The sequence below is a fragment of the Microbispora oryzae genome, from assembly GCF_017896165.1.
Lineage (GTDB): Bacteria > Actinomycetota > Actinomycetes > Streptosporangiales > Streptosporangiaceae > Microbispora > Microbispora oryzae.
The window spans coordinates 13,415-34,829 of sequence record NZ_JAFCNB010000033.1 but is presented as its reverse complement, the minus strand read 5'-3'; the positions used below and the strand labels follow the sequence as shown (position 1 = coordinate 34,829).

Annotated in this window: 14 protein-coding genes; 4 read left to right on the top strand and 10 right to left on the bottom strand. The window is 70.1% G+C overall.

Annotated elements, in window-relative coordinates:
- Nucleotide 1 precedes the first annotated feature (1 nt).
- The 3 genes from JOL79_RS32200 to JOL79_RS32190 are packed head-to-tail and all read right to left on the bottom strand — an operon-like array spanning nucleotide 2 to nucleotide 2,777.
- A complete protein-coding gene (locus JOL79_RS32200) occupies nucleotides 2-1,393 on the bottom strand; it encodes a DUF6025 family protein (protein ID WP_210159713.1) in 1,392 nt (463 codons plus the stop codon).
- The gene (locus tag JOL79_RS32195; protein ID WP_210159712.1) at nucleotides 1,390-2,091 is read right to left on the bottom strand and encodes an aspartate/glutamate racemase family protein; all 702 of its coding nucleotides are present in this window, start codon (nucleotides 2,089-2,091) and stop codon (nucleotides 1,390-1,392) included. The genes JOL79_RS32200 and JOL79_RS32195 overlap by 4 nt, the downstream gene beginning before the upstream one ends.
- The gene (locus JOL79_RS32190; protein WP_210159711.1) at nucleotides 2,088-2,777 is read right to left on the bottom strand and encodes a TauD/TfdA family dioxygenase; all 690 of its coding nucleotides are present in this window, start codon (nucleotides 2,775-2,777) and stop codon (nucleotides 2,088-2,090) included. Before JOL79_RS32190 ends, JOL79_RS32195 begins: the two co-directional genes overlap by 4 nt.
- A 511-nt stretch (nucleotides 2,778-3,288) precedes the next feature.
- Here JOL79_RS32190 and JOL79_RS32185 point away from each other — a divergent pair.
- Nucleotides 3,289-4,641: an NAD(P)/FAD-dependent oxidoreductase gene (locus JOL79_RS32185; protein ID WP_210159710.1), complete on the top strand. Its 1,353-nt coding sequence runs from the start codon at nucleotides 3,289-3,291 to the stop codon at nucleotides 4,639-4,641.
- A gap of 6 nt (nucleotides 4,642-4,647) precedes the next feature.
- Here JOL79_RS32185 and JOL79_RS32180 read toward each other — a convergent pair whose 3' ends face one another.
- The 4 genes from JOL79_RS32180 to JOL79_RS32165 form a co-directional block, all read right to left on the bottom strand.
- Nucleotides 4,648-6,192 (bottom strand): glycoside hydrolase family 43 protein, encoded by a 1,545-nt coding sequence (locus JOL79_RS32180; RefSeq protein ID WP_307848848.1) that lies wholly within the window; start codon nucleotides 6,190-6,192, stop codon nucleotides 4,648-4,650.
- Nucleotides 6,193-6,260: 68 nt separating this feature from the next.
- Entirely contained in the window at nucleotides 6,261-7,097 is an 837-nt protein-coding gene (locus JOL79_RS32175) for a carbohydrate ABC transporter permease (RefSeq protein WP_210159709.1), read from the bottom strand.
- A complete protein-coding gene (locus tag JOL79_RS32170) occupies nucleotides 7,094-8,050 on the bottom strand; it encodes a carbohydrate ABC transporter permease (RefSeq protein ID WP_307848847.1) in 957 nt (318 codons plus the stop codon). Before JOL79_RS32170 ends, JOL79_RS32175 begins: the two co-directional genes overlap by 4 nt.
- Before the next feature lie 93 nt (nucleotides 8,051-8,143).
- Nucleotides 8,144-9,418, bottom strand: coding sequence for an ABC transporter substrate-binding protein (locus JOL79_RS32165; protein WP_210159708.1), 1,275 nt, complete (start codon nucleotides 9,416-9,418; stop codon nucleotides 8,144-8,146).
- A 312-nt stretch (nucleotides 9,419-9,730) separates the two neighbouring features.
- Here JOL79_RS32165 and JOL79_RS32160 point away from each other — a divergent pair, with 312 nt between their 5' ends.
- Nucleotides 9,731-10,774 (top strand): LacI family DNA-binding transcriptional regulator, encoded by a 1,044-nt coding sequence (locus JOL79_RS32160; RefSeq protein ID WP_307848846.1) that lies wholly within the window; start codon nucleotides 9,731-9,733, stop codon nucleotides 10,772-10,774.
- 22 nt (nucleotides 10,775-10,796) lie between these two features.
- Here the strand turns inward: JOL79_RS32160 and JOL79_RS32155 are convergent, their stop codons facing one another.
- Nucleotides 10,797-12,899 (bottom strand): alpha-galactosidase, encoded by a 2,103-nt coding sequence (locus tag JOL79_RS32155; RefSeq protein ID WP_210159707.1) that lies wholly within the window; start codon nucleotides 12,897-12,899, stop codon nucleotides 10,797-10,799.
- 657 nt (nucleotides 12,900-13,556) lie between these two features.
- Between JOL79_RS32155 and JOL79_RS32150 the strand changes: the two genes are divergently transcribed.
- Both JOL79_RS32150 and JOL79_RS32145 read left to right on the top strand, forming a co-directional pair.
- Complete coding sequence (locus JOL79_RS32150) at nucleotides 13,557-14,942, top strand: extracellular catalytic domain type 1 short-chain-length polyhydroxyalkanoate depolymerase (RefSeq protein ID WP_307848845.1); 1,386 nt, start codon at nucleotides 13,557-13,559, stop codon at nucleotides 14,940-14,942.
- Nucleotides 14,943-15,147: 205 nt separating this feature from the next.
- Entirely contained in the window at nucleotides 15,148-15,975 is an 828-nt protein-coding gene (locus JOL79_RS32145) for an SAM-dependent methyltransferase (RefSeq protein ID WP_210159705.1), read from the top strand.
- A 168-nt stretch (nucleotides 15,976-16,143) separates the two neighbouring features.
- Here JOL79_RS32145 and JOL79_RS32140 read toward each other — a convergent pair whose 3' ends face one another.
- Together JOL79_RS32140 and JOL79_RS32135 are read right to left on the bottom strand one after the other, a co-directional pair.
- The gene (locus tag JOL79_RS32140) at nucleotides 16,144-19,020 is read right to left on the bottom strand and encodes a cellulose-binding domain-containing protein (protein ID WP_210159704.1); all 2,877 of its coding nucleotides are present in this window, start codon (nucleotides 19,018-19,020) and stop codon (nucleotides 16,144-16,146) included.
- Nucleotides 19,021-19,466: 446 nt separating this feature from the next.
- Nucleotides 19,467-21,092: a lectin gene (locus tag JOL79_RS32135; RefSeq protein WP_210159703.1), complete on the bottom strand. Its 1,626-nt coding sequence runs from the start codon at nucleotides 21,090-21,092 to the stop codon at nucleotides 19,467-19,469.
- Nucleotides 21,093-21,415: the final 323 nt, after the last annotated feature.

Here is a 21,415-nt window from a genome sequence, read left to right as displayed (position 1 = left end):
ATTACGGCGTTACGGCGGGGACCAGGCAGCTGACCACCAGACAGGCCTGGGCCATGGTCAATTCACCGAAGCCCGCGGGCTCGGCGAGCCCGCTCTCCGGCAGGGGGTCCGGCGCGACACGGCTCTCCCAGCGGAACCGGGTGCGCAGCCGTCCGGACGGCGGCCAGTCGGTCAGCCACTTCGCGACGAGTTCCCGCACGGCGGGCGCGAGCGCCGCCACGTGAGCCGGTCCGGACGCCGCGGCCGCCCCGACCCGCCGCAGCAGATCCTCGACCGCCACGAGGTCGTCTCCCTCCCGCTCCGGGGTCCACAGGAAGTACGGCGCCACCGGGGCGATGACGAACATGACCGGCGAGACCCAGGGCAGTTCGGCCGCCGCGGCGTCGTACATCCAGCCGACCTTGCCCGCCCGCCTGGCGAAGTAGCCCTTGGAACCCGGCGGGTGGCCCGCCATGGCGAGGGCGCCCCACTGGATGTGCACGTCGGGCCGCCCGTCGCCGGCGGGCCCGCGTCCTGGGCGATGGGCGCCGAGCAGGGCGTAGCTCAGCGCCACCACGTCCACGGAGGCCAGCGGCACGCTGGACGGCATCTCGCGCAGCACCGCGCCGAGCCCGTCGCGCGCGAGGGCCGCCTCCACAGGAGCAAGGGCGGCGGACACCAGCGCCTCGGCCGAGCCGTACCAGAGGTCCCCGGCACGGAACCCGCCGCGTTCGCGGACGACGGGGGTGCGGACCACACCGCCGTCCCGCCGGACCGTACGGCCGAACACCTGGGCCAGGGCCCGGTCGTCGGGCGCCCGGCGGACCAGGGCGACGAGGATTTCCCCGATCCGCCGCCGGTGCCGGGCCCACAGCGCGGAGTGGTGGTCGGCCGGGACCGGCCCGCGGTCGTTCTCCCGGTGCAGCCGGAGGAGCGGCATATCGCCGCCGTCCCGGCGCACCTGGACGTACGGCAGGAAGAGCGGTTCCGCGCGGTCGTGCGGGACGAACCGGTCGCCGTTCCACCGCAGCAGGCGGAGCTCCTCGCGCTGCCCGCCCCGCATCAGCGAGCCGGGCAGGAAGAGGGTGTCGCCGCCGTCGAGCCCCGCCGTCTCCGTCTGGGTGAAGTCGTAGAGCAGCGGGTAGCCGATGCCGAGCTCACGGCAGACGACGGCGTTGTAGTCGAGGATGCCGCTGCGTCCCCGCCAGATGTCGTCCCAGTCGCCCACGTGGCCGGTGCGGGGCGGGCGTCCCGGCGCCGCGCGCAGCGCACGGGCCAGCTCCGCCATGGTGACGTCCGACCGGCCCAGGTGACGCCACCGCATGCCCGACTCGCGGGCGTCGAGACGGGCCCAGTCGCGCTCGGTCTCCGGGCCCGCCAGGCCCAGTGATTCGAGCGTCGCCCATCCGCTCACCGGCGGGCCGCTTCGTGGAGCACCGCTTCGGCGATCAGGCGGGAGACGTCGAAGACCCGGCCGCGGGCGGGGCCCAGGTAGGCGGCGAGAGGGGAGATGTCGGTGCAGCCGACCAGCACCGCGGCGGCGGGCGCGGCCCAGCTCCCGCCCAAGATCTCGGCGAGCCCGTGGCCGAGCTCCGGGGTGGCTCCCGCCGTCTTCACCCGCTCGACCAGCGTCTGGATGTGGTGCTGCACGTCGTCGCCGGGGTAGTGGACCTCGATGCCGGCGTCCGCCAGGGGCTTCTCCAGGAGACCGAGACGGCGGGCCGGGCTGGTGACCGCCAGCGCCACGCTGGTCACGCCGGCCGCCGACAGTCCGGCGGCCACCGCCTCCCGCCCGTCCACGACGGGCGCGTCGACGGCGTCGCACAGTTCCTCGTAGTAGGCGTGGGTAGTGATCGACGTGAGCGCGAGCAGCCCGGAGCCGGCGGCCACGAGCCGCCGGGCCACCGACACGAGCTGGGGGAGGGGTGACGGCCCGGTCCCGGTGAGGTGCTCCAGGCGGCTGGGAATCGCCGGGTCGGAGATGAGCACCACCTCGGGGTGCCCGGCGTCGTCGTCCGCGTCGGTCGCCTCCACGAGGTGGCGATAGAACGTCGCACCCGCCAGCGGCCCGAGCCCCGCTATCACCCCGATCGGTACGCGGTAGGCGCTCATGCGCCCACGAGGACGCGCTTGAGGTGCCGGCCGCGATCCTTGAACGCGTTCCTGGAGTGGATCATCCGCCAGTTGTCCCAGACGAGCAGCGCGTTCCTGGCGATGGAGATCGCCCGATGCTCCCGGGCGAAGAACCGCTCGCCCACGTCGAGAAGGCGGCCGAGCAGCTCGTCGCCGGCGGGGTCGACGTTGTTCTGCGAGTAGCGGAGGATGACCCGCCCCCCGTGCTCGCTGAGGACGGGGTGGCGCGCCTCGATCACCACCCCGCGCCGGGCCAGCCCCTCGCTCGAGCGCCAGGTGTGGAGGGTGTCGCGCATTCTCCGCCTGTCGGCCTCGCCGAACCGCTCGAGCAGGGCGTACCCGTCGGCCAGCGTGGTCTCCCCGCCCGGCCCCTCAGCCGGGCGGACGCACCAGAGAGCGACGTATCGCGGGGGCCGTCCCGCGAGTTCGTAGCCCTCCGTGTGGGGGACCAGCGCCCGGGTGTTCCGCGAGTGATAGACGTCGTCCATTCCGGGTTCGGCGACGAGGTCCCACACCGGCCTGCCGTCGTACTGGGGGATGACGGCGCCGAGCCGGCTGACAAAGGCGAAGTGGTCGAATCCCGTTGGCAACTCGGAAAGATAGGCGTAGCCGTCGGCGTCGAGAAGCCGGCGCACCTCGTCCAGGTCGCTCACAGGCTCACCCATGTGGTTGAGTCGATGACGTTCCTGGCGACCGAAGGTCGGTGTCCATTCTCACCCCTTGACCGGAAAGAAATAATCCTTTGCGCAGGGACCGACATATTCAAGCGAGTCGTGTCATGGAAGTCAAGACGCCCGGAGCTGCGCGGATGCCACTCAGAGTGATAACCGCAGTAAGTGCCGCCGCCAAACGAATCGAGTTTTACCCGGGTGGTGACACTGTTCTTCCCCGGGTTGCGGGACGGCGCAGGCCGGTCGTATGGCGATGATGATTTATCATGGACTTCAAGAAAAGACAGTCATGAATATCGGCTATGGCCGCGTGGGGTCCGTCCGGGCCGGAGGATTATACGGCGCCGGCGGAAAGGCGTGCCCGCCCGATGCCGGCGGGTCACTGCGGTTTCCCGTCATCTCTCGCGGGGACGGTGCAGTCGGCCGACGGAAGACCGGCCCCGCCGCGCCCGTCTAGAGTCCCGGTGACGCCGGGGTACGGCTCTGGAGAGGGAGGTCGGTTGAGATGGAGACTCCGCACGGGGCCACGGGACCGCACAGGGTTGTGGTGATCGGATCGGGTTTCGGTGGGCTGTTCGCGACCAAGGCGCTGCGGCGGGCGCCCGTACAGGTGACGCTGATCGACCGGAACTCCTATCACCTGTTCCAGCCGCTGCTCTACCAGGTGGCGACGGGAATCCTGTCCCAGGGGGAGATAGCCCCGCCCATCCGGGAGATCCTGCGCGCGCAGCGCAACGTCCAGGTGCTGCTCGGGGAGGTGACCTCGATCGACCTCGGCGCGCGCACGGTGACCTCGCAGGTCCTGGGCACCACGACGGTCACGCCGTACGACAGCCTCATCGTCGCGGCGGGCTCGGGCCAGTCCTACTTCGGCAACGACCGGTTCGCGGAGTTCGCTCCCGGGATGAAGTCGGTCGAGGACGCCCTGCGGCTCCGGTCGCTGATATTCGCGGCGTACGAGATGGCCGAGCTTGAGCCCGACGATCGGGCGCGGGCGCCGTGGCTGAGCTTCGTGGTCGTCGGCGGCGGCCCGACCGGGGTGGAGATGGCCGGCCAGCTGGCCGAGCTGTCCCGGCACAGCCTCAAGAACAATTTCCGCAGGTTCGATCCCGCCGACGCGAAGGTCGTGCTGGTGGAGGCGACCGGCGGAGTGCTGACCGGATACGGGCCGCGGCTTTCCGGGCGGGCCCGGCGCGACCTCGAACGACTGGGCGTCGAGGTGCGTGTGGACGCGCCGGTGGTCGGGGTCGACGCGGACGGCGTCGACGTCATGGGGCCCGACGGGGTCCGTGGCCGGATCACGGCGAAGACGAAGATCTGGGCGGCCGGGGTGAGCGTGTCGCCGCTGGGCGATCTGCTCGCCCGGGCCTCCGGCGCCGAGCGGAACCGCGCCGGCCAGCTCGCCGTGCTGCCCGACTGCACGCTGCCCGGCCATCCGGAGGTCTTCGTGGTCGGGGACATGATGCGGCTGGGAGAGGTGTCCGGCCTGGCCCAGGTGGCGATCCAGAGCGGGGAGTTCGCCGCGGCAAAGATCCGGGCGCGGCTGGCCGGGAAGCCCGGCCCGGCGGCCTACCGCTACCGCGACAAGGGAATGCTGGCGACGATCGCGCGCTTCCGGGCGATCGCGGCGATCGGCCCGCTGCGGCTGTCGGGCTTCTCCGCCTGGGTGCTCTGGCTCGCCGTCCACCTGTTCTATCTCGTCGGGTTCAAGAACCGCGTCACCGTCGTCCTCCACTGGGCGGTGACCTTCCTGACCAACGGCCGGTCCGAACGCACCAGCACGGCACCGGGGGCCGCCCGGCCGCCCTCATGGAAGGATCCGGACACGGCCGCCGGGGAGACCCGGTTCCGGGCGTGACCCGCGTCAGGGACGCCGTCCGTCCGGAGCGTGGCCGGTCGCCTCGTACTCGAACCAGTCGAAGGCGGCGCTGCCCTCGGTGACGTACATGCCGACGACCCGGCCGGTGAATCCGGTGGCGACCTCCGTCGACAGGTAGCGCCCGTCGAGCTCGGCCAGCAGGGCCGGAACGCCGTCGACCTCCACGGAGAAGCCGAGCGTGTCCGGACCGCCGACGCCGACGCCGACCGGCTCGCCGTCCGCGTCCACCGGCCCGACGAGGGACGGCGGGAGGAGATCGGTCGTGCGGTCCTCGACGACGAGGGTGACCGGGCCGGGCGGCACGGCGCGCCGGGCGACGGTCTGGCGCAGCGGGCCGATCCTGGCGTTCACCGACGCCACGCCCTCGTGCACCTCGAGGTCGTAATGGTGGGCCTCGTCGAGCCGCACGGACACGCCGGCCCGGCCGGATCCGGGGTCGAGGCGGACGCGGAAACGGCAGTCGTGGTGCTGCTGGCGCCGCCCGACGAAGGTGTGGCCCGGCCGGTCGAGCGTCGGGCCGGTGGCGTGCAGCGTCAGCCAGCCGGGCCGCTCGGTCAGCGACCAGGAACCGTCCGGGCGGGCACGCGGGGAGATCCAGCACGGCGCGAGCCCGGCGGCGTCGAAGTCGTCCCTGGCCGGGGGAGTGGGGAGGGGATGCCAGGAGGCGGGCGCCTCGTGGCGCTCCTCGACCGGCCCGGCCACGGGCCAGCCGTCCGCCCACCGCACCGGGGTGAGGAACGTCTCGCGGCCGAGCACCTGGAACTCCGGGGTGAAGCCGTGGTTGCGGGTGGCCAGCAGGATCATCCACCACGTGCCGTCGGGCGCGCACACCATGTCGGCGTGGCCGGTGCTCTGGATCGGCCGGGCGGTCCCGCGGTGGGTCAGGATCGGGTTGACCGGCCCCGGCTCGAACGGCCCGCGCGGCGACCGGGCACGGGCGATCGAGACGGCGTGCGCCCGCTCGGTGCCGCCCTCCGACATCAGCAGATACCACCACTCGCCGATGTGGAACAGGTGCGGGGCCTCGGGATAGCGGCCGCCGGTGCCCGACCAGATCGGGATCGGCCCCTCCAGCGCCTTGCCGCTCGACGGGTCGATCCGCGTGGTGCGGTTGCCCGAGGTCGTGCACCAGCACTCGCCGTCGTCGTCCCACGCGAGGTCGGGATCGATGCCCGGCAGATCGAGCCAGACCGGATCCGACCACGGGCCCCCCGGCCGTTCGGCGGTCACGAAGAAGTTGCGCTCGCTGTCCATATTGGTGGTGATCATGTAGAACAGGCCGCCATGGTGCCGGATCGTCGGCGCGTAGATCCCCCCGGAGGCGGGAACCCGCGGGGGCAGCGGAAGCTGGGACGGCCGGTCGAGCACGTTGCCGATCTGCCGCCAGTGCACCAGGTCGCGGCTGTGGAAGATCGGCACGCCGGGGAAGTACTCGAAACTCGAGCACACGAGGTAGTAGTCCTCGCCGACCCGGCACACGCTCGGATCCGGGTGGAACCCGGGAACCACGGGATTGTCGAACGACGGCACGTTCAGCGGATCCTTTCGGAGAGTCGGGCGTGGGTCCTTCGCGTATCGGCCGGTCACGGAGCGGACGCTCAGCCCTTGAAGGCCCCGTCCATGATCCCGGCGACCATCCGGCGCCCGACGAAGACGAACAGCACGAGCAGCGGGAGAGTTGCGAGGAAGGACCCCGACATCGCGAGGCCGAGATCGATGTCGAAACTGTTCTGCAGAGCCTTGATCGCGATCTGGGCGGTGTACATCTCCGGCGACTTCAGCACCACGAACGGCCACAGGAAGTCGTTCCAGGCGGTGACGAAGCCCAGCAGTCCCAGCACGAACGCGGCTGGACGCACCAGTGGGAACGCGATGCGCCAGAAGATCTGCCAGGTGGTCGCCCCGTCGATGCGCGCCGCCTGCAGGATCTCGTCGCTGAGCGCGGACGACAGGTGCTGGCGCATCCAGAAGATCCCGAAGGCGTTGGCCAGGCCCGGGATGATCAGCGCCTGCAGCGTGTCGACCCAGTCGAACCAGGAGATGATCATGTACTGGGGGACGATCGCGAGCTGCGTCGGCACGGTCATCGTGAGGACGACGACCAGGAACAGCGCGTCGCGCCCGCGGAACCGCAGCTTGGCGAAGGCGAAGCCGGCCAGCGAGCACAGCACCGCCTGGCCGACGCCGATCGTCCCGGCCACCACGAGGCTGTTGATCACCGACCGGACGAACGGCACGGTCGTGAAGACCAGGGAGGCCAGGTGGAAGAAGTTCCCGCCCGGCACGATCTCCGGCGGGAGCTTGGTCGCCGTCGCCGTGTCCGTCGTGGCGACGACGAACATCCAGTAGAGAGGGAACAGGCAGGCGAAGGCGGCCAGGACCAGCAGCGCGTAGGTCCACCACCGCACGCGCTCGCCGCTTCGGTTCGCTTTCATGACTTCTCCGCGCGGATCCGGGTGGAGAGCAGGTAGTTGAGCCCGGCGAGGGCGATGATCAGCAGGAACAGCGCCACCCCGATGGCCGCGCCGTAGCCGAACTTGAACTGGCCGAAGGCCTGCTCGAACAGGAAGAGGGTGAGGGTCTGACACTGCCGGACCGGCCCGCACGTGAGCGGGGTGGCCCGCCCGACGAGCAGGGGCTCGGTGAAGATCTGCAGCCCGCCGATCGTGGACGTCACGATCGTGAACACGATCACCGGCCGCAGCGCGGGGACGGAGATGTGCAGGAACTGCCGCCAGCCGCCGGCGCCGTCGACCGAGGCCGCCTCGTAGATCGCCCGGGGGATCGCCTGCAGGGAGGCGAGGTAGAGCAGCGTGGTGTAGCCGAACCACCGCCAGATCACCATTACGGCGATCATCGTCTGGCTGCCCCACACCGACTGGGTGAAGTTGATCGGCCCGGCGCCCACCAGGCCGAGCAGCCAGTTGAGCAGCCCGTAGTCGCGGTCGAACATCTGGGAGAAGACGATCGCGGTGGCCGCCACCGAGGTGATGTACGGCACCAGCATCGTCATGCGGAAGAACACCGCGAACCGCAGCCGCACGTGGTTGAGCAGGTGCGCCAGCAGGAGCGCGCCCAGCAGTTGCGGCACGGTCGACAGCACCCAGATGCTGATCGTGTTGCGGACCGCGTTCCAGAACCGCCCGTCGTCGAACAGGTGGGCGAAGTTGCCGAACCCGACGTACACGTGCTCGCCGATCGGGTTCCAGTCGAACAGCGCCACGTAGAACGTGAACAGCAGCGGCAACAGGCCGAAGACCGCGAAGATCGCGAAGAACGGGGTGATGTAGGCGTAGGGGGCCAGGCGGTCCGCGAGGCCGTGCCGGCCGGTCGTGGTGATCGAGGGCGGCGGCAGGGCCGCCCGGAGGGGGCTGGTGCTCGTTGTCACGCTCGTCGCTTCCTCCCACGGGCGCCGGGGCACGGGGACAGCCCGGCGCCCGCGGCGCTCATGGACGATGGGCTGGGTCGGGTCCGGCGGACCTCAGCCGCCGATGGCGGTCTTGATGGCGGCCAGCGCGGCGTTCCACGCCCCGGCCGGGTCGCCCTTGCCCTGCTCGACGTTGGTGATGGCGTTCAGGAACTCCTGGCCGATCGGGGCGCTGTCCGGCCCGATGAGGAAGGGCTTCAGGTGGAGCAGGGAGTCGGTGTAGATCTTGCCGATGGGGGCGTCGGAGAAGAACGGCTCCTTCACCGACGTCAGCTTCGGATCCTGGTAGACCGACGGCGTCGTGGGCAGCGACCCCGAGTCGAGGAAGTGGGCGAGCTGGCCCTGCGGCGACTGCGTGCTGGAGATGTACTCCCACGCGGCCTTGGGGTTCTTGGCGTTCTTCGGAATGGCGAGGTAGCTGCCGCCCCAGTTGCCGGAGCCGCCGGGGATCGTGGCGAGGTCCCACTTGCCCTTGGTGTCGGGAGCGTTGTTGCGGATGGAGGTCAGCATCCAGGACGGCGCCGCCACCACGGCGAAGTCGCCCTTCTTCATGGCGGCGCTCCAGCCGTCGGTGAACGAGCTCTGTTTGGCGGTGATCCCCGCGAGCGCCGCCTTGATGCCGTAGTCGAAAGCGGACTTGACCTCAGGGTTCTTGTCGTACACCGGGTTGCCGGACGGATCGTAGTATTTCTCCGCGCCCTGGTTGACGGCCTGGTAGAAGACGCTCGTCGCCGCGTTGTCGATGAACGCCTTGCCGGTCGCCGCCTTGTACTTCTTGCCGGTGTCGATGAAGGCGTCCCAGGTGGGCCAGAGCTTGCTCACCTCGTCGCGGTCCGTCGGCAGCCCGGCGGCCTTGAACAGGTCGGTCCGGTAGGCGACCGCCATGCCGCCCACGTCCGTCGGGATGCCGATGATCGAGCCGTCCTTCGCCGTCGGCTGGCTGATCACCCAGTCCAGGTAGTCGCCCTTGAGCTTGTCGGCGCCCAGCGTGCGCAGGTCGACGAAGTTCTGCGGCTGCTGGACGAACTTGGGCAGGTCGTCGCCCTGGATCAGGACGAGGTCGGGCACCTTGCCGCCGGCGAGCGCCGTGGTGAGCGCCTGTGCCGTCTCCGTCGAGGTGCCCACCTCGGTCAGCTTCACGTGCGCGCTCGGTTTCGCCTTCTCGTACTGCTCGACGGTCTTCTTCTGATCGATCCCGCTGAACGACCAGAACTCGAAGGTGTTGGCGTCGCCGCCGGACCCCGCCGTCTGCGACGTGCCGGAACAGCCGGACACGGCGAGCGCGACGGCCACGGCCAGCGCGGCCGATGGTGCGATGGTGAATTTCACGACGACCTCTTTCGGGAGCTGAGGTGCGGGGAGGTGGCGGCAGCCGAGCCGCCGGGCGGGGGGCGCCGCCCTGCCGCGGTACGGGGGAGCGGGCTCTCCGGGGACGGGCAGAGGGCGTGGACGCGGCGCCGATCGGCGTGCCCGGGAGCCAGACCTCCTCTCGGCGAGGCTCCTGACACAGAAACTTTCGGACGCCCAAACCGGACGTTAACCGGGGACCTTAGATCGCGTCGGGGACGTCGTCAAGAATCTTTCGGAAACGTCTCCGAAATAATTAAGAGGGTCGGTGGGCTGCGGGTTTAGACTTCGCCCGTGACCGCTACCATCGGCCCCCCGCCGCCCAGCGACGCCCCGCAGGCGCTCACCATCGCGCAGATCGCCGAGCTGGCCGGAGTGTCCACGGCTACCGTCTCGAAGGTCGTCAACGGCAGGGCCGAGGTCGCGGCGGAGACCCGCACGCTGGTGGAGAGCCTGATCCGCACGCACGGCTACCGGCGGCAAAAACGGCGGGCGAGCGCGGCGCCGCTGGTCGAGCTGGTCTTCCACGAGCTCGAGGGCGCGTACGCGATGGAGATCATCAAGGGGGTCGAGCGGGTGGCCCGCCGGCACCAGCTCGCCGTGGTGCTCTCCGAGCTGGAGGGACGGCACACCCCAGGGCTGGGCTGGATCGAGGGGGTGCTGAGCCGCCGCCCGACCGGCGTCATCGCCGTCTTCTCCGGTCTCACCGAGACCCAGCGCGAGCAGCTCCGCACCAGGGACATCCCGCTCGTGCTGGTCGATCCCACCGGCGATCCCGGCCACCGGGTGCCCTCGGTCGGCGCGGCGAACTGGTCGGGCGGTCTGTCGGCCACCCGTCACCTCCTCGGCCTCGGGCATCGGCGCGTCGCCGTCATCACCGGTCCGGCGCACGCCCTGTCCAGCCGGGCCCGGCTCGACGGCTACCGCGCCGCCATGGACACCGCCGGCGTGCCCGTCGACCCCGGCCTGATCTGCGCCGGCGACTTCAACGTGGCGGACGGCCTGGCGCACGCCCGCCGCCTGCTCGCGCTGCCCGAGCCGCCGACGGCGATCTTCGCCTCGAACGACGCGCAGGCCCTGGGCGTCTACCAGGCGGCCGGCGAGGCGGGCGTGCGCATCCCCGAGGACCTGAGCGTGATCGGCTTCGACGACCTGCCCGTGGCGAAGTGGCTCATCCCGCCGCTCACCACCATCCGTCAGCCGCTCACCGAGATGGCCGCCGCCGCCACGGACATGCTCGTCACGCTCGCGCGGGGCGAGGCCCTCGCGCAGAACCGCCTCGAACTGGCCACGGATCTCGTCGTCCGTAGCAGCACGGCGGCCCCGGCCCGCCGATAGTTTCCATTACGGCGCTGAAATTTCAGCCTTCGGTGTCCCGGGCGGAGTCCCGCTCGCGCACGAGGTGGACCAGGGCGCCGGCGTAGTCGCCGGGTGTGAGCTCGGGGAACAGGCCGTGGGTGAGCAGGACGGCGCCGTGGTGGACGCGTCCGGTCGATCGGTCGCGGTAGCGTCCCCCCGGGTCGAGGGCGCGCAGCGGGATGCCCGGATCCTCCTCGCCGAAGCGGCGGGCGCGGCGCCAGACGAGGATCGCGGCCTCGCCGCCGTCGGGGGACAGGTACTGCACGGCCGACAGGTCGCCGTCCGGCGGGAGCAGACGGTACTGCCGGCCGTGTTGCACGAGCGGGCGGATCCGTTTGTACGCGGCGACGAGCTCGGCGGCCCGTCCCAGTTCGGCCTCGCTCCACGCGGCCAGGTCGCCGCCGACACCCAGCACTCCGGCCATCGCGACGAGGAACCGGAAGTCGAGGGGGATCTCGCGGCGGGTGTAGGGGTTGGGGCTGTCGGTGACCCAGGCGCCCATCACCCGGGCCGGATAGAGCTGGGAGAAGCCGTACTGGATGTCCAGCCGGTCGAGGGCGTCGGTGTTGTCGGAGGTCCACACCTGGTCGGTGCGCCGCAGGATGCCGAGGTCCACCCGGCCGCCCCCGCTGCTGCACGACTCGATCCGCACGTGCGGGTGGGCCGCCCTGAGCCGGTCGAGCACGTCGTAGACGTTGCGCACGTGCCCGGCCCAGAGGCGCTCGTCGGGACCGGCCTCCGTGAAGGGGCGGTTCATGTCCCATTTGAGGAAGTCGATGGCGTTCTCGGTGAGCAGCTCGTCGAGGGTGCGGTGCAGCCAGCCGGCGACCTCCGCCCGGCTCACGTCGAGCACGAGCTGGTTGCGGAACTCGGTGCGGGACCGGTGCGGGCGATGGATCACCCAGTCGGGGTGGGCGCGGTAGAGGTCGCTGTCGGGGTTGACCATCTCCGGCTCGACCCACAGCCCGAACCGCATGCCGAGCCCGTGCACCCGGTCGATCAGCGGGCCAAGGCCGTCCGGGAACCGGTCCGGGTTGGGCCGCCAGTCGCCGAGCCCGGCGGCGTCGCCGGTGCGGGCGCCGAACCAGCCGTCGTCCACCACGAACAGCTCGACGCCGATCCGGGCCGCCAGCTCCGCCAGCCGGGTCTGCCCCGCGAGCGTGACGTCGAAGCCGGTGGCCTCCCAGGAGTTGTAGAGCACGGGCCTTTCCTCGCCGGGGTGCGGCAGCACGTGGCGCAGCTGGTAGTCGTGCCAGGCGCGGCTGGCCGCGCCGAAGCCCCCCTCGGTGTACAGGCCCGCGCAGACCGGTGTGACCAGCTCCTCTCCGTCGCCGAGCTCCCACGTCACCGGATCGTGCCCGAACCCGGCCGAGAGCGTCGCCCGCCCCGTCGGGAGCCGTTGCGCGGTCAGCCGCCAGCTTCCGCTCCAGGCCAGCGCGCACGAGTAGACCGCACCGTGCTCCTCGCCCGCCGAGCCGTCGTCGATCATGGCCCAGGGATTGGCCTGATGGCTGGTCACGCCCCGGCGGCTGGTCAGCAGGGTCTCGCCGTACGGCAGCTCGGTCCGGTGCGGGAGGGTCTCGGCTCCCCATCGCCCGTGCACCGAGCTGAGCCGGTAGCCGTTCAGGCGGGGGAGCACCCACGTGGCCGAGTCGGCCCGTACGACGGTGACGGGCTCGCCCCCGTTCCGCAGGACCAGGTGGCGCTCGACGACGTCGCCGCCGCCGGGGAGGCGGTAGTGGCTCTCGACGGTGAACGGGTAGTGGCGGTCGGCGTACGTCAGCACCAGCTCCCGATCGGTACCGCGCCACCCGGTGTGGACGAGTTCGAGGTCGCGGGTGCCGTCCGCGAAGCGCACCTGCAGGCCCGCCTGGCCGAACCGCGAGCCGCCGGCCGCGGTCAGGTCGAGCGTGCCCTCGGTGAAGTCCTCGACGGGCCGGAAGGACGGCTGTGGCAGCCGCGGCAGCGAGGCCGCCTGCTCCAGGGTGAGCCGCGGCCCCCAGTGCAGGACGCGCGGCAGGCCGGTGTCGCCGAGGTGCAGGACGTAGGAGGAGGACGGTCCGGACAGCACCCAGAGGCGTTGTCCGGCGTCGTGTGCGATCATCTCAGCCTTTCCCGGGGGGTGGGGGCCTCCGGGAAGGCCCCCGTCGTGAAAGTTTCATCGCGGAGAGAGCGGCCGGCGCCTCCCCTCCACGGATAAGCGCAGTTGGCGCCTGCCCGGGAGGTCCGGCTGCGGGTAAGGGGATAACCGGGATCGTTGACGGTTCCGGTTGTGTCGTATTTGCTCCCGGCATCACCACCTGTAACAGACCGATGAAGGGGCGACGTGGCGTGCACGCTTATGTTAGCGCTCACAAAAGGCGAGCGTACGTCGGCGGCTCCCCATTCACGGCTGCCGCTCTTTCGGCCAGGCTCCCGGCGGGACGCCGGAATTGCGGCGGGCCGCGGCGAAGTCCGGCGGGCTCGTGTTATCGCTAACACATAAGGTCTGATTCACCGGAGACAATTCACGCGCCGCCCTCTCGGCATGTCAAGAGGTGAACGGCGACGGCCCCCTCGCGGAGGCCCGCCCGCCGGCCGCGTTTCCGGCCGGCGGGGCCGGCTCACCGGCCCGGCTCCACCCGCCGGCCCGCAACCTTCCCCCGCCGCCTTCCCCGGCGAGGGACGCCTCCGGCGCCGGGGGGATCCCAGACTCCTCCCTCCGGCGCCGGAGGCACACATCGGGCTCCCACGCACGATATGCACGATGAAAGGACATCGCGTGAGACGTAGGATCAGAGCGCTGCTGGCGGCCGCCGCGCTTCCCCTGGTCATGGTGGGCATGTTCCTTGCCGCGCGCCCCGCCGCGGCCGCGACCATGACCCGGGTGACCAACTTCGGTAACAACCCGACCAACCTGAACATGTACATCTACGTGCCGAACAACGTGGCACCCCGCCCCGCCCTGCTCGTCCTGGTGCACTACTGCGGCGGCTCGGCCGGCGGCATCTTCAACGGCAACGGCCACGACTTCGTCACCGCCGCCGACCGCTACGGCTACATCATCGTGCTGCCCGAGGCCACCCGAAGCGGCAACTGCTTCGACGTATCCAGCGCTGCCGCCCTCAAGCGCGACGGCGGCAGCGACTCCACCGGCATCATGTCGATGGTCTCCTACGCCCGCCAGCACTACAACATCGACTCCGGCCGCATCGTGGTCAGCGGATTCTCCTCCGGCGCCATGATGACCAACGTCCTGGCCGCCGAATATCCCGACGTGTTCTCCGCCGCCTCCGCCTACTCCGGCGTCCCGGCCGGCTGCTTCGCCACCACCGACGGGTCGCTGTGGAACGGCCAGTGCTCCGGCGGCCAGCTCATCAAGACCGCCCAGCAGTGGGGCGACCAGGCCCGCGCCATGTACCCCGGCTACACCGGCGCCTACCCCCGCATCCAGCTGTGGCACGGCACCACCGACACCACCCTCGCCTACCCCAACTTCGGCGAGGAGATCAAGCAGTGGACCAACCTCCACGGCCTGAGCCAGACCCCCAGCTTCACCGATCACCCGCAGTCCACCTGGACCCGTACCCGCTACGGCGGCACCGGCAACCAGGCCCCCGTCGAGGGCATCAGCATCAGCGGCGTCGGCCACCAGCTCCCCATGACCGGCCAGCTCGCCTACGCCATCACCTTCCTCGGCCTCGACGGCACCACGTCCACCAACCCCTCTCCCTCGGTCACCCCGTCGGCCAGCCCCTCGGCCACCCCGACGTCCCCGTCGGGTACCGGCGCGATCAAGGGTGTGGCCTCTGGCCGGTGCCTGGACGTCACCGGTGTCTCGCAGGCGAACGGCGCGCAGGCGCAGATCTGGGACTGCAACGGTCAGGCGAACCAGCAGTGGACCTCCACCAGTGCCAGTGAGCTGCGGGTCTACGGCAACAAGTGCCTGGACGTGAACGGCGGTGGCACCGCGGACGGCTCCAGCGTGATCATCTGGGACTGCAACGGGCAGAACAACCAGAAGTGGCGCTTCAACTCCGACGGCACCATCACCGCCGTCGGCGCGAACAAGTGCCTGGACGTCTCCGGCGCCGGCACGGCCAACGGCACCAAGGTGCAGATCTGGACCTGCCACGGCGGCACCAACCAGAAGTGGACCAGGGTCTAGTTCATTTTCCGAACCGCCCGGGACGGCCGACCGTCCCGGGCGGTTCGTCACATGCTCGATATGGAGCCGATTTCCGATCACCCCGTACGAACCGGTTGTGGCCGGTACGGTGCGGGATGGGCGGCATCTGATGCCTTTGAGGTGACGCCACCGTACGGTGATCATGAAGAGTAGAGACGATGAGACATGGAGAGGGCGAACACTGATGTCAGACGCCAAGGACCCCCGCGAGATCGCCGCGCGGATCAACACATCGGTGCCACATCCGGCCCGGATCTACGATTACCTCCTGGGCGGCAAGGACAACTTCGGGGCCGACCGTGAGGCGGCCGAGCAACTGGTCAAGCTGTCGCCCGGCACGCGTGAGGGAGTGCGGGCACACCGTGCCTTCCTCCGCAGAGCGGTGCACCACCTCGCGGCGGAGGCCGACGTCACGCAGTTCCTCGACATCGGCACCGGCATCCCCACGCAGGGCAACACGCACGAGGTGGCCCAGCAGGTCAACCCCGAGGCCCGGGTGGCGTACGTGGACAACGACCCCATCGTGCTGGTGCACGGCCGGGCCCTGCTGACCGGCGGCCCCGGGACGACCTCGGTGATCGAGGCCGACCTGCGCAGGCCGGACGACATCCTCTCTCACCCCGAAGTCCTCAATGTGATCGACTTCGACCGCCCGGTGGCGCTCATCCTGGTCGGCGTCATGCACTTCATCACCGAGCAGGAGGACCCGTACGGGCTGGTCGAGCGGTACAAGGCGGCGGTGCCGTCCGGCAGTCACCTGCTGCTGTCGCACATCACCCTCGACTTCGCCCCGCAGGTGAGCAGCGAGGAGTTCACCAAGCCCTACGACAAGAGCACGGCCCCCATGGTCCCCCGTACGCACGCGGAGGTCGAGAAGTTCTTCGAGGGCTGGGACATGGTCGAGCCCGGCGTGGTCGAGGTCGTGCGCTGGCGGCCGGACGAGAGAGGCGCGGAGCATATTCCGGGTGGCGGGCACGCCTGGGCGTACGGCGGCATCGCGGTCAAGCCCTGACCGCGCGTCCCACTCATGTCGTTCGATCCGGAAGCGGCGGAAACGCGGGCCGGGGACGATCCGGCCCGTTGATCGGGCCGGATCGTCCCCGGAGGGGCCGTGGCCGCCAGGAGCCGGCCACGGCGTCTCAGGTGGAACTCGCCGGGCGGGTATGCCCGGACTCTCGGGTCAGAGTCCGATGCTGCGGCTGCCGAGGTGTTTGGCGGTGGCGGCCGGGCTGCCGGTGACCGGCCAGTAGGGCAGGGATGTGGTGGGTGCGGAGGCCCGCTGGATCAGGTAGGACGTGCCGGCCTGGGCGGGGATGGTGATGGTGGCACCGGTCTGGTTGCCGAGCACGGTGCCGCCGCCCCCGTTGACGACCTGGACGTTCTGGCCGGGCCAGGGGTTGCGGACGGTGATGTCGCCGTTCGCTCCGGCCTGAAGTGCGGCGGTGACCAGGGCGCCGTTGCGGATCTGGACGTAGGCCTTGCCCTTGTGCTGGATGTAGACGACGCCGTCGGCGTCCCAGCCGCTGGGCCAGCCGGGGGCCAGCCGCAGCGTGCCGTCGTAGTCCTGCACCAGGCCCTCCGTGACCGCCGCGGCGGTCACGCCCATCTGCTCCAGGTAGGGGTTGGTGGTCTTGGACACGTCCCAGCTGGCGAACCCGTTCTGGAAGACCTGGTACTTGTTGACGTTGGCGGTCAGCGCGGTCTTCATCTCGTTGCCCAGACCGAGCCGGGCGGCCTGCAGCGAGTCATAGCTCCAGTCGGTCTGGGTGATGTAGCTGCGGTGGCTGAAGGTCCGCTTGGCCAGGTCGGACTGGTTGCCGCTGTCGCCGATCAGGTTGTACGGCCAGACCGGCTCCAGGCCGAGGTTCTCCACGTTGTGCTTGGTCGCCGACGGCTGGGCCGACAGGGCCAGCATGTTGTTGCCGGCCGAGTCCGACGACGGCGACAGCACCTGGGTCTGGCCGAAGTCGGTCCGCGGCAGCGGCCGGATCTTCGGGATCGCCGCCTGCAGCTTGGTGACCAGGTCGGCGTCCACGCCGAGGAGCTGGGCGGCCTGCACCGTCACCGGGAACAGCGCCTGCATCGCGGCGACGTCGGTGATCGGGTCGTCGACCGACCACTGGTCCTCGTGGGCGTTGGAGTGGGTGTGCAGCAGGCCGTCGGAGCCGGTCTTGGCGTGCGAGAGCATGAACTTCGCCGAGTCCCGCATGATCGGGTAGTTCGCCGACAGGAACGACCGGTCGTCGGTGGCCAGGTAGGTCTGCCAGACCCACAGGCCGATCTCCGGGCCGGAGGTAACGGTCTGGGAGTTGTAGGAGGGCGCGATGGTCGAGTCGCAGGACTCGTTGCCCGAATACCAGCTGCCGTTGCCGTTGAAGCGCATGGTCTCGGGCACGCAGATGCCGTCGTGCCCCGGGTAGCGCGCCTTCGTCCAGGCCGTGATGTTGCTCAGGTTGTTCCGGTAGAGGTTGAACACCGGCGTGTTCAGCGAGAACGCGCCGGCCGACAGGTTGGCCTGGACCATCATCCGCAGGTTCCAGAACCAGTACCCGGCCGGGTACCAGGGCTGGGTGTCCTGGCCGACGTTGAACAGGTTGGCCTCACCGGCCTGGGTGCCGGGCAGCGTGTCGCGGTTGCTCGCGGCGATCGTGTACAGGTACAGCGTGCGCATGTTCTCGAAGTACTCGCCCGACCCGTCACCGGAGGTGATCTTGATGAGGCCGACGGAGTTCCAGTAGTCGTGCCACCACGACAGGGTGCTCGCGGCCAGGTCCGCCGAGCCCCGGGTGAGATCACCGCCCAGCAGGCTGGTCGCGGTGGTCAGCGCGTTGCCGCCCTTCCAGCCGGGGGAGACCACGATGACGCGGAACGACCCGTCGCTGTTGGGCTGGAAGCTGACCTGCGCGGTCCGCGAGTCGGGGTTGGAGCCCCGCACGTTGCGCCCGCCCGCGCTGACACCGGCCATCGTGCCGAACGTCTGGCCTGAAGCCCAGGTCCCGCCGTCGGTCCAGCTCTCCGACAGCGTCGCCACCGACCCCGACGCCTCGGCCTTGGGGTTGCGCGAGCTCCACAGCTTGACCTGCGCGGTCTGGCTGCTGTTGGGGTCGGCGCCGGTGACGTCCACCACCAGCTGGGAGGTGTCGGCCCGCACATAGGCCTTCAGCGTCATGCCGCCGCCGGACTCGTACAGCGTCCCGTCGTACATGTCGAAGTAGCCCTTGAAGTCCGAGGCGCCGGTCAGGCGGCTCAGCCCGGGGATCGTCACCTGGCCGGGTGACTTGCGGTCGGGGAAGGTGTCGTTGCGGTTCAGCTGCGCGGTGAACCCGTTCCCGCCCCAGGCCGGCGCGCCCAGCGTGCCGTTGCCCAGCGGCGCGAACTGCGTCGCGCTGGTGTTCGCCTTGCTGAACACGATGTTCGACCGCCGCACCACATTCGGCGTGTCGACCACGAAGTTCCCGTTCTGCCACGCCGTGGACGTCCCTGCGGGCGACACCGACGGGCTGGGGTTCGCCGACGGGGACACGGAGGGGGACACGGAGGGGGACGCCGACGGGGAGGCGGACGGAGAGACCGACGGAGAGACCGACGGGGACGCCGACGGGGACGCCGACGGGCTCGCGCTGGGGGAGGCCGAGGGCGACTGGCTTGGGCTCGCCGACGGGCTGGCGACGGTGCCGGTGCAGGTCGTGCCGTTGAGGGTGAAGCTCGACGGATCGGGGTTGGTGCCGTTCCAGGAGCCGTTGAAGCCGAAGGAGGTGGTGCCGCCGGTGGGGATGCCGCCGTTGTATCCGGCGTCGGTGACGGTGACCTGGGAGCCCGACTGGGTGTAGGTGCCGTTCCACAGCTGGGTGATGGTCTGCCCGGCCGTGAACGACCAGGCGAGTTTCCACCCGTTGACGGGATCGCCCAGGTTGTCGATGGTGACGTTGGCGCCGAAGCCGCCGGGCCACGAGTTGTTCACCGTGTAGGTGACCCGGCATCCGGCGGCGGCGTTGGCGGACGGGACGCCGCTCAACGTCGCGGTGACGGTGGCGGCGGCCGTGATGGCCAGCGCCATTCGTAACTTCTTGGGGATTGGTCGCATTTGCGTCCTCGCAGGGGGTGAGTGAAAGCTGCGATCGCGCTGCCGGCGCCGGTCGGGGCCAGGGACCGGAGACGCCGGAAGCGCTGCCACGCCGTTCTGGTATCGGTAACATTCGCCGGCGGGTTCCGGCTGAGCGCCGGAGTCCGAACGGGGTGGGAGGTCCTTCCGGCGGAGCAAACCCGATGAGAAGGGAACGCGTCAACGCGGCGCCCTCGCGTGCCGTCCGCGTCGTGACCCGGTCCATACCTCCGACCTCTGGCTTCGCGCGATCGGGCGACCGATCGATTCGGTCGTGGAGCTGAAATTTTCACCTCTGTCGCGCGGCGCCGTCGCGTGCCCTGAACGACCATCGCGGGGGCCGCATGCGGCCCCCGCGATGGAGCGTCGATATTCGGTTGTCGTCGGCCGGGCCGGTTGGGTCAGGTGCGGGTCCAGCGCTGGTTGGCGCCGCCGTTGCAGTCCCAGATGACGAGTTTGGTGCCGTTGGCGGTGGCGTTGTTGGGCACGTCGAGGCACTTGTTCGCGCCGACCGCGGTGATGGTGCCGTCGGAGTTGAACCGCCACTTCTGGTTGTTCTGCCCGTTGCAGTCCCAGATGATCACGTTCGTGCCGTCCGCGGTGCCCTGGTTGTAGACATCCAAGCACTTGTTGCCATACACCCGCAGCTCACTGGCACTGGTGGAGGTCCACTGCTGGTTGGACTGGCCGTTGCAGTCCCAGATCTGCGCCTGCGCGCCGTTGGACTGCGAAGCGCCGGACACGTCCAGGCACCTCCCGGAGGCGACCGCCTTGACCGCGCCCGACCCCGACCCGCCGGTCGGCGACGCGGACGGTGTCGCGGATGGTGTGGCGGAGGGGGAGACCAGCCCAGCACCGCGGACCAGGAACATCGCCGCGGCGTGACCGGCCACCGACGCACTCACCGACCCCGACGTGGTGGCGTTGGTGTGCGCCCACAGATCCCGCACCGAATACGACGAAGCCGCACCCAGCCCCAGCGCCGAAGCCGACGTCGAGATCGTCGCCGTGCTCGTCCCCCGGTTCAACAGCACCACCGCGACCGACCCGTCCGACATCGGCTTCCGCCACACCTCCAGATTCCCGTTATCACTGATCTTCGTGCCCTGACGGCCGCCCCAGTCCTGATCCACCGCGATCACCTCGGTGTTCGTCAGCGTCTCCCGCGTCTCGGCACTCATCGTCCGGATGTCGTTACCCGCGATCAACGGCGCGTTCAGCAACGCCCACATACTGAAATGCGCCCGCCCCTCCGCACCGGTCAACCCGTTACCGACCTCCAGCATGTCCGGGTCGTTCCACCCACCCGGCCCCGAATACGCGTCCAACCCCACCTGCTGATCGATGATGCTCGTCACCGACCCGAAATTCCCCCCGATATCACCCGTGGTCCGCCAGGAGTTCCCCACTCCCATCCCCCACGTCCACACCGACTCCTGCCCCCAGTTACACAAACTGAACAGCATCGGCCGCCCCGTCGCCGCCAGCGCGTCCCGCATCGCGGTATACCGCTGCACCCCGCTCTTGCCCTGATGATCCCCGCAGTTGTCGTACTTCAGATAATCGATCCCCCACGACGCCCACAACGCCGCGTCCCGCGCCTCATACCCCAAACTCGCCGGATACCCCGCACACGTCGTCGTCCCCGCCGACGAATAGATCCCCAGCTTCAGACCCTTACCATGCACGTAATCGGCCAGCGCCCTCATCCCGCTCGGGAACTTGGCCGGATCGGCCACCAGATCCCCCGCCGCGTTCCGGCTCTTGGTCGACCAGCAGTCATCGATGTTGACGTACCGATACCCCGCCGCCGCCATCCCACTGGACACCATCACATCCGCCGTCTGACGGATCAACGACTCGTTGACATTACAGAAGAAGCTGTTCCAGTCGTTCCACCCCATCTGAGGCGTACGCGCCAGCCCGTTGTCCAACGCCACCGCCGGCGCAGAAACCCCCCCGACCACCACCACACACCCCGCGACGGCCACCACAACCGCCACCACCCACCGAACGAACCTACCCATCTCACTCCTCACCCACGAACCGAACCGAAGCGGAACACCGAGTTCCCGACCACGCCTGACTCGTTCTGATAGCGCTAACATTTACGTCGTCGACGGGGCTCCTCTCCGTTTTGGACGTTGGTGGTGGTACGGCGGAGCAAATGCGACGGAGCGGGTCCCGTCAAGTGCCGGCGCCGACGCGGTCCGCGGTCCCGAGGCCGGTCCATACGTCCCCACCAGGCGCGGGGCCGCGCCTTTCGGGCGTGCGTGCCGATGAAAGTTTCATTCAAGGCCGTTCGTCGCCGGTGAGCGATTCGACGAGTGATTCGGTGAGCGGCCCGGGG